Annotated in this window: 7 protein-coding genes; 4 read left to right on the plus strand and 3 right to left on the minus strand. The window is 64.2% G+C overall.

What is annotated here, in order from left to right; translation table 11 throughout:
* Positions 1–29 precede the first annotated feature (29 nt).
* Positions 30–2,678: a cation-translocating P-type ATPase gene (locus ACMLHZ_RS00125; protein ID WP_418665787.1), complete on the minus strand. Its 2,649-nt coding sequence runs from the start codon at positions 2,676–2,678 to the stop codon at positions 30–32.
* 403 nt (positions 2,679–3,081) lie between these two features.
* On the opposite strand from ACMLHZ_RS00125, the gene glyA reads away from it, so the two are divergent.
* The 4 genes from glyA to ACMLHZ_RS00145 all read left to right on the plus strand — a co-directional run bounded on the left by glyA (position 3,082) and on the right by ACMLHZ_RS00145 (position 7,072).
* The gene (gene glyA / locus ACMLHZ_RS00130) at positions 3,082–4,335 is read left to right on the plus strand and encodes a serine hydroxymethyltransferase (RefSeq protein WP_418665788.1); all 1,254 of its coding nucleotides are present in this window, start codon (positions 3,082–3,084) and stop codon (positions 4,333–4,335) included.
* 75 nt (positions 4,336–4,410) lie between these two features.
* Positions 4,411–5,271 carry an alpha/beta hydrolase gene (locus ACMLHZ_RS00135; RefSeq protein WP_418665789.1) on the plus strand — a complete coding sequence of 287 codons (861 nt, stop codon included), beginning with the start codon at positions 4,411–4,413 and terminating at the stop codon, positions 5,269–5,271.
* Positions 5,268–6,545, plus strand: a complete 1,278-nt coding sequence (locus ACMLHZ_RS00140; RefSeq protein WP_418665790.1) for a replication-associated recombination protein A — start codon at positions 5,268–5,270, stop codon at positions 6,543–6,545. Before ACMLHZ_RS00135 ends, ACMLHZ_RS00140 begins: the two co-directional genes overlap by 4 nt.
* 143 nt (positions 6,546–6,688) lie before the next feature.
* Positions 6,689–7,072, plus strand: coding sequence for a Fur family transcriptional regulator (locus tag ACMLHZ_RS00145; RefSeq protein ID WP_418665795.1), 384 nt, complete (start codon positions 6,689–6,691; stop codon positions 7,070–7,072).
* 64 nt (positions 7,073–7,136) lie between these two features.
* On the opposite strand, the gene ACMLHZ_RS00150 is transcribed toward ACMLHZ_RS00145, so the two are convergent.
* Together ACMLHZ_RS00150 and ACMLHZ_RS00155 are read right to left on the minus strand one after the other, a co-directional pair.
* Positions 7,137–7,505 (minus strand): RidA family protein, encoded by a 369-nt coding sequence (locus tag ACMLHZ_RS00150; protein WP_418665791.1) that lies wholly within the window; start codon positions 7,503–7,505, stop codon positions 7,137–7,139.
* A gap of 99 nt (positions 7,506–7,604) precedes the next feature.
* Positions 7,605–8,335, minus strand: a 731-nt coding sequence (locus ACMLHZ_RS00155; protein WP_418665792.1) for a dicarboxylate/amino acid:cation symporter, incomplete at its 5' end; no start/stop codon positions are given.

Genomic DNA, 8,335 nt, shown 5'->3' on the forward strand with positions numbered 1-8,335 from the left:
AGCTTTTACGGCAATTATAGCATGGATTCTTATTTATTGCAATCGGCAGTTTTGCGCCCGCGGGAGCAAAGAAAAACGCGCAGGGATTTGAGAAGCTGGATGAGGGCGGTGGGGGCAAACGCAAGGCCCGCCACCTGGGCCAGCTGCGCGCCGTTGAGGGGGACGGCCAGGAACAGCGTGCGCAGGCCGGGCAGAAACAGCACGGCTGCCAGCAGGGCCACCCCGCCGCCGAACGCCAGAAGGGAAAGGCGGTTGCCGCGAAAGCCAAGCCGGAAAAGCGGTTCGGGGCCGCGGCAGCTGAACCCGTGGAACAGGCGCGCCAGGGTGAGTGTGGCAAAAGCCATGGTGCTGGCCAGGGCCGCGCTTTCGCCCTGATACCCCAGGTAAAAAGCGGCCAGGGTGGCCGCCGCAATGAGCAGCCCCTGCCCCAGGACTGTGAGGAGCAGCGGCCGGTCCAGAAGGGGACGCGTGGGATCGCGGGGGGGCTGGTCCAGCAGGCCGGGCCGGGCGGCCTCGGTGCCGATGGCAATGGCGGGCAGGCTGTCGGTAAGAAGGTTGATGAACAGGAGGTGGACCGGCGCAAAGGGGGCGGGCAGGGAGGCAAACGAGGCGTACAGCACGGCCAGGATGCCGGCGGTGTTGCCCGAGAGCAGAAACTGCACGGCGTTTTTGATGTTTGCGAACACGCCCCGCCCGTTGACGACCGCCTTTACAATGGTGGCAAAGTTGTCGTCGGCCAGGATCATGGAGGCTGCGTCCTTGCTGACCTCGGTGCCGGTAACGCCCATGGCGACGCCCACGTCGGCCCGCTTTAAGGCGGGAGCGTCGTTCACGCCGTCGCCGGTCATGGCCACCACACAGCCCCGGCGCTGCCAGGCCTCGACGATGCGGATCTTGTGCTCGGGGGCCACCCGGGCATAGACCGAGATGCGGGGCAGGGCTTCGTCCAGCTGGGCGTCGCTCATGGCGTTCAGTTCGGCGCCGTCCAGCGAGAGGTCGCCCTGGGCGAAAATGCCGATCTGCCGGGCAATGGCAGTGGCGGTGACCTTGTGATCGCCGGTGATCATGATGGTGCGGATGCCGCCCCGTTTTGCGTCGGCCACAGCCTGGATGCTTTCGGGGCGGGGCGGGTCCATCATGGAAACAAGCCCGGCGAAGGTGTAGCCCTGCTCGTCTTCCAGGCGCAGGGGGCCGGCCTGGGGCAGCGGGCGAAAACCGAAGGCGAGCACCCGCAGGCCCTGCCCGGAAAAGGCGTTGTTGGCCCGGGTGATGCACTGCAGCCATTCCTCGGTGAGAGGAACGGGGCCCTGTGCGGTGAGCACGTGGGTGGAGCGGGCCAGCAGCACGTCCATGGCGCCCTTGGTGTAAAGGGTGGGAACGCCGCCCACAAGGAACAGGGCGCTCATGAGCTTGCGGTCAGAGTCGAAGGCCAGCTCCTCCAGGCGGGGATGCGCGGCGCGCAGGGCCGCAGCCGGCCGGCCCACGGCATCGCCCCAGCGCACAAGGGCGATCTCGGTGGGATCGCCCACGGCGCCGCCGTCTGGGCTGAGGGTGGCGTCGCAGGCCAAAAGCGCGATGTCCAGCAGGCGGCTTTGAGCGGCGTTTTGGGTTTGGAACGCGGAGCAAGGGAGCAGCTCGCCCCCGGCCCAGGCCTGCTGCACGGTCATGCGGTTCTGGGTCAGGGTGCCGGTTTTGTCGGAACAGATAACCGAAACGCTGCCCAGGCTCTCGACCGATTTCAGGTCTTTCATGATGGCGTTTTGACGGGCCATTTTTTGGGTGCCCAAGGCCAGCACGATGGTCACGATGCTGCCCAGCGCCTCGGGGATGGCCGCCACGGCAAGGGCCACGGCAAACATGAGAGAATCCACCAGGCCCAGCTGGCCGCGGAAGAAGGACAGGGCGAACACCAGCGCGCAGATGGCCAGGATCACGGCCGCCAGCTTGCCGGAAAAATCGTCGAGGCTTTTTTGCAGGGGGGTCCTGCGCTGCTGGGTCTGCCCCATCAGCCGGGCAATGCGGCCCAGCTCGGTATCCATGCCGGTGGAGGTGACCAGCATGACCGCGCGGCCGTAGGTCACCAGCGAGCCGGAAAACACCATGCATTTTTGGTCGCCCAGGGGGGGCTGGCCGCCGCTGAGGGCCTGCACGTTCTTTTCCACCGGCTCGGATTCGCCGGTGAGAGAGCTTTCGTCCACCTTGAGGGAGTGACATTCCAGCAGCCGGCCGTCTGCCGCCACCAGGTCGCCCGCTTCCAGAAAAACGATATCCCCGGGAACCAGGCGGGGCGAGGGGAGTTCGACCCGCTCACCGCCCCGCAGCACCTTGGCCGTGGGGCTGGAAAGGGCCTTGAGGCTTTCCATGGAGCGCTCGGCCTTGAAATACTGCACAGTGCCCAACGCCGCGTTCAGCAGCAGCACGGCAACGATGACAAGGGTGCTTTCGCCGCCGCCGGCCGCCAGCGAAATGACGGCCGCAAGGATCAAAATAATCACCAGCAGGTCTTTGAATTGCTCAAAGAATACCTGAAGAGGACGTTTTTTCCTGCCCTCGGCAAGCTGGTTTGGGCCGTGCTCTTCCAGGCGCCGGGCGGCTTCGGCAGCGGTCAGGCCGCCTTCGGAAGCCCCCAGCCGCTCCAGGGCCTGGGCAGGGGTGAGTTCGTACAGCTCTTTTTTCATTACACTGCGCTCCTTTTCTTTTGACAGGATGGGCAAAACCCGGACGGAAAACGCGGCGGAAAAAGAAAAAAGACCTTCCGCCAGCGAATCTGCCCAAAGCAAACGCTGCCGAAAAGTCTTGTTACCGCAAAACGGCACGCCCTGCCAGGCCCCAAAGAAGCCGTGATGTTGGCAAAGCGTCGTGAACTACTCCCTTTTCAACTGGCTCCACTATACCCCAACGGGAAGGCAAAGTCAACACAAAAAGGGCAGAACGGCCATATTTTACAGGGATTTCACAATCCAGCCCGCCGGCGGGCGGAGCGAAGAGAAACGCTTGTTTCCCGGGGCCGCATGGGGTATAATGATAAAAAACACGGGCCGGGCGCACCCCGGGCCGGAGCTTTGAGAGGAGCGGGTGAATATGTACGGGGATATGATGGATACCATTGGTTTTTTGGGCAGCCAGGATCTGGAGCTTGCCATGGCGATGCAGCGGGAACTGCTGCGCCAGCGCCGCAATATTGAACTGATTGCCAGCGAGAACATCGTGAGCCCGGCCGTGATGGCCGCAATGGGAAGCGTGCTGACCAACAAGTACGCCGAGGGGTACCCCGCCCACCGCTATTACGGGGGCTGCGCCTATGTGGACGAGGTGGAGAACCTGGCCATCCGCCGGGCGTGCGAATTGTTTGGCGCTGAGTTTGCGAACGTGCAGCCCCACTCGGGCGCGCAGGCAAACCTGGCGGTGTATTTTGCCCTTTTGGAGCTGGGGGATACCATTCTGGGCATGGATCTGGCGGCCGGCGGGCACCTGACCCACGGCAGCCCGGTGAATATGAGCGGCAAAAACTACAATTTTGTTTCCTATGGAGTGGACGAAAACGGCTATGTGGACTACGAGGCTCTGCGCCGGCAGGCCCTCACGGTGCGGCCCAAGATGATCGTGGCGGGGGCTTCGGCCTACCCGCGGGCGCTGCGCTTTGACACCCTGGCTGAAATCGCCCGCGAGGCGGGCGCGCTGCTGATGGTGGACATGGCGCACATTGCGGGCCTGGTGGCGGGGGGCGTGCACCAAAGCCCGGTGCCCTATGCGGATGTGGTGACCACCACCACCCACAAGACCCTGCGGGGGCCCCGGGGCGGCATGATTTTGACCAACAGTGAGGAGATCGCCAAAAAGGTGAACAAGGCCATTTTCCCCGGCACGCAGGGCGGCCCGCTGGAGCATGTGATCGCCGCAAAGGCGGTGTGCTTTGGCGAGGCGCTGAAGCCCGCGTTCCGCACCTACGCCAGGAGCATCGTGGAGAACGCCGGGGCACTGGCCGCAGGGCTGAAGGCCCGGGGGGTGGAGCTGGTGAGCGGCGGCACCGACAACCACATGATGCTGATCGACCTGTCGGCGCAGGAGTGCACCGGCAAGGAGCTGGAGCACAAGCTGGACGAGGTGAACATCACCGCCAACAAAAATTCGGTGCCCGGCGAAAAGCGCAGCCCCTTTATCACCAGCGGCCTGCGGGTGGGAACGCCCGCGGTGACGACCCGCGGCTTTGGCGCAGGCGAGATGGACGTGATCGCCGGCTGCGTTGCCGACTGCATTTTTGATTTTGAGGGCAGCAAGGCACAGGTGGCGGCCCGCGTGGCAGAGCTTGTGGAGCGCTTCCCCCTGTATGAGTGAGGCCCCGAGCGGGCGGCATCGTTCGTGCCGCCCGCCCTTTTAACGCTTTAAAGAACAAGGAGAGAATAACAGATCATGGCGTTCTTTGACTGCAAACTGAAAAGCCAGGCGCTGGCGGGCACAACCACGGTGCGCCTGTTTTGGCCCGGAGACATCGACCTGTGGCGGGGGCAGGCGCCGCGGGCGGTGTTCACCCTGCTGCACGGCTTTACCAACGACGGCGACGACTGGGTGAACTTTTCGGCCGCGCTGCGCTATGCGGCCGACAACAACATTGCGCTGGTGATCCCGGACGCCGCAAATTCTTTTTATAACGATATGGCCGCCGGCCCCGCCTACTATACCTGGCTGACCCAGGAGCTGCCGGCCTTGCTGGGCGGGATGGTGCAGCTGCCCGCCGGGCGGGAAAAAAATTTTGTGTGCGGCCTTTCCATGGGGGGCTACGGCGCGCTGCTGCTGGGGCTGACGCACCCGGAGGCGTATGCCGGCTGCGCCAGCTTTTCCGGCGCGGTGGACATGCGCTCGATGCTGGGGGCTGCCCAAAGCGACCCCCGCTCCCGCATGGTGATGGCCCCGGTCTTTGGCCCGGAGCTGGCCCTGCCGGCCGAAAGGGACCTGTTCGCCCTGGCACAGCAGGTCTGCGGGCTGGAGCCCGGGCAGCGGCCGAAGGTGCTGTGCACCGTGGGCCGGCAGGACATGGAGCCCTATTACATCTACCAGCAGAACCAGAATTTCCGCGAGTTTGTGCGGGACCGGGCGCCGGCGCTGGATTACACCTACATGGAGTGGGACGGCGTGCACGAGTGGAATTTTTGGGACCGCAGCCTGGTGCACGCCATCGACCTGTTTTTGAACCCCGGGTACGCGGATAAAAAATTGGGGGACTGGGCGGCCGAGGCCGCGGTGGAGCGCCCGGGCAGGGAGGCCCTGGTATGAGCGAACCCCTGGCACAGCGGCTGCGCCCGGCGGCGCTGGAGGAGGTGTGCGGCCAGAAGCACCTTTTGGGCGAGGGATGCGTGTTCCGCAGGGCGCTGGAAAGCGGGCGGGTGCCCAATATGATCTTTTACGGCCCCTCCGGGGTGGGCAAGACCACGGTGGCGCGCATTATTGCCGAAAACAGCGGCATGCGGCTGCACAAGCTGAACGGGACTTCCGCCTCGACGGGCGATATCAAGGCTGTGCTGGCCGAGATCGGCACCCTGCACGGGGCAAAGGGGCTGCTGCTGTATCTGGACGAAATCCAGTATCTGAATAAAAAGCAGCAGCAAAGCCTGCTGGAATGCATTGAGGACGGGTCGGTCACGCTGATCGCATCCACCACTGAAAACCCGTATTTTTATATTTACAACGCCCTTTTGAGCCGCTGCACGGTGTTTGAATTCAAAGCCCTTTCGCCCGAAGATGTGGAAGAAGGGCTGCAAAAGGCCTTGGCGCGCCTTGCACAGGACGAGGGCGCGCCGGTGGAGCTGCCCGCAGAGGCGGCGGAGTACCTGGCCGAGAGCTGTGGGGGCGACATGCGCAAGGCGCTGGGGTGCCTGGAATTTGCGGTGTCCGCCGCGGCGGCCGGGGAGGACGGGGCAAAGCACATCACGCTGGACATGATCCGGCAGGTGACCCGCCGCACCGCCATGCGCTACGACCGGGAGGGCGACGACCATTACGACATCCTTTCGGCCTACCAAAAATCCATGCGCGGCTCGGACCCGGACGCAGCGCTGCACTACCTGGCCCGCCTGCTGGAAGCGGGCGACCTGGTGAGCGCCTGCCGCCGCCTGATGGTCTGCGCCTGCGAGGACGTGGGCCTGGCCTGGCCGCAGATTATCCCCATTGTGAAAGCGGCTGTGGATGCGGCCAATATGATCGGCCTGCCCGAGGCGCGCATCCCCCTGGCCGACGCGGTTATTCTGGTGGCCACAGCCCCGAAATCCAACGCCGGGGAGGCGGCCATCAACGCGGCCATGGCGGACCTTGCCCGCGGCCGCTCCGGGCCGGTGCCGCGCCAATTGCAGAACAAGCATTTTGACGGCGAGGATGCGGCGGTGAAAGGGCAGCATTACAAGTATCCCCACGATCACCCGGGCCACTGGGTGGAGCAGCAGTACCTGCCCGACGCTTTGGCCGGCACGCGCTATTATGAGTGGGGCGACAACAAGACCGAGCAGGCCGCCCGGGCCTACTGGGAGCGCATCAAGCGGGAGGCGGGCAAATAGGGCGAGGAAAAAATTGCCGCCGCCCTTGACAACGCACATGAAAACTATTACTATTATAACAGCAAATACGCTGTAACAGGCGAATTTTACCCCGCAAAACCAGGTTTTGGAAAAAGTGGGGCAGAAAAGGAGCGTGCGTTTTGATGCGCTATTCCCGCCAACGGGAGCTGGTGCTGCGCCAGGTACAGAGCCGGTGCGACCACCCCACCGCCGACGACATCTACCTTACCATCCGGGACGACTGCCCGGGCCTCAGCCTGGGGACGGTATACCGCAACCTGAACGGCCTGGTGGAGATGGGCCGGGTGCGCCGGGTATCCATGCCCGGCATGGCCGACCGGTTTGACCGCACCCTCGCCGACCACGACCACCTGTACTGCACCTGCTGCGGCCGGGTGGAGGATGTGCAGCTGGACAAGGCGCCCATCGAGCAGACCATTGCCTCGCGGCCGGATCTTTCGATCCAGAGGTATTCGCTGAATCTGTACGGGCTGTGCAGCGCCTGCCGTGAGGCCGCGCGCAGCTGAGCGGCAAAAATAAAAAGGACCGGGGCCTGACGGCGCCGGTCCTTTTTTGCGGGGTGCGGCCGCTTTACTTTTCGGCGATGGCCTCGATCTCGCACAGGGCGCCCTTGGGCAGGTCCTTGACCGCCACACAGCTGCGGGCGGGCTTGGAGGTGAAGTAGCGGGCGTACACCTCGTTGAAGGCGGCGAAGTCGCCCATGTCGGCCAAAAAGCAGGTGGTCTTGACCACCTTGTCGAAGCCGGCGCCGGCGGCCTGGAGAATGGCGCCCACGTTTTTGCAGCTCCACTCGGCCTGGGCGGCAATGCCCTCGGGCATGGCGCCGGTAGCGGGGTCCACAGGCAGCTGGCCGCTGGTGATGACGAGGCCGTTCAGCTCGTACCCCTGGGAGTAGGGGCCGATGGCGCCGGGGGCTTTTTCAGTAGCAATGATCTTCATAGGTGTTTATCCTCCTGACAGTTAAGGGTTCCAATACGCGGCAGCCACCCTGTAAAAGGATGGCTGCCGCTTTTTATTATAGCAGGTGAGGCTGAAAAATCAAGCTTCCTTGCCCGCGGCGGTCTTGGCGGCCACCGCGTTCTTGAGCCAGTCCTTGCCCTCGACCAGGCGGGCCACCATCATGGAGGCGATGGTGTCGCCGGAGGCGTTCAGGCAGGTGGCGGCCGGGTCGAACAAAAAGCCCAGGGTGGCGATCAGGGGGAAGGCCTCGGCCGGGAAGCCGAACAGGCTGACGATGAGCATCTCGCCCACCAGGCCGCCGCCGGGCGCGCCGGACAGAACGAACGCGGACAGGATCGCCACCACGATGGCCATGCCGTAGGTGCCGGCGCCGGTGAAGGGCATGCCGAACACGCCGAACAGGAAGGCGATCTTGACGATGGAGCTGAGCACCGAGCCGTCCATGTGGGCGGTGGCGCCCAGAGGCAGCACCAGGTCGCTCACATCCTTGGGAACGCCGATCTCCTCACAGGCTTCCTTGTTCACGGGCAGGGTGGCAACCGAGCTCTGGGTGGCGAAAGCGGTGACGGCGGGGGCAAAAATGCTTTTGAGCATGCGCTTTACGCCCAGCTTGCCGCCGGCGAAGAAGGCGTACAGCGGGAAGAAGATTAGCACGTACAGCAGGCACAGGGGATAGTACACGACCATGGAGCGGCCGTAGTCGCCCAGAAGCTGGGGGCCGAACTCGCCGATCAGGTTGGCAAAATAGGCGCCCAGGCCGATGGGGGCGATGACCATGATCAGACCCACGAACTTCATCACGATGTCGT

The sequence above is a fragment of the Allofournierella sp. genome (genome assembly GCF_048388525.1).
Classification (GTDB): Bacteria; Bacillota; Clostridia; order Oscillospirales; family Ruminococcaceae; genus BQOK01.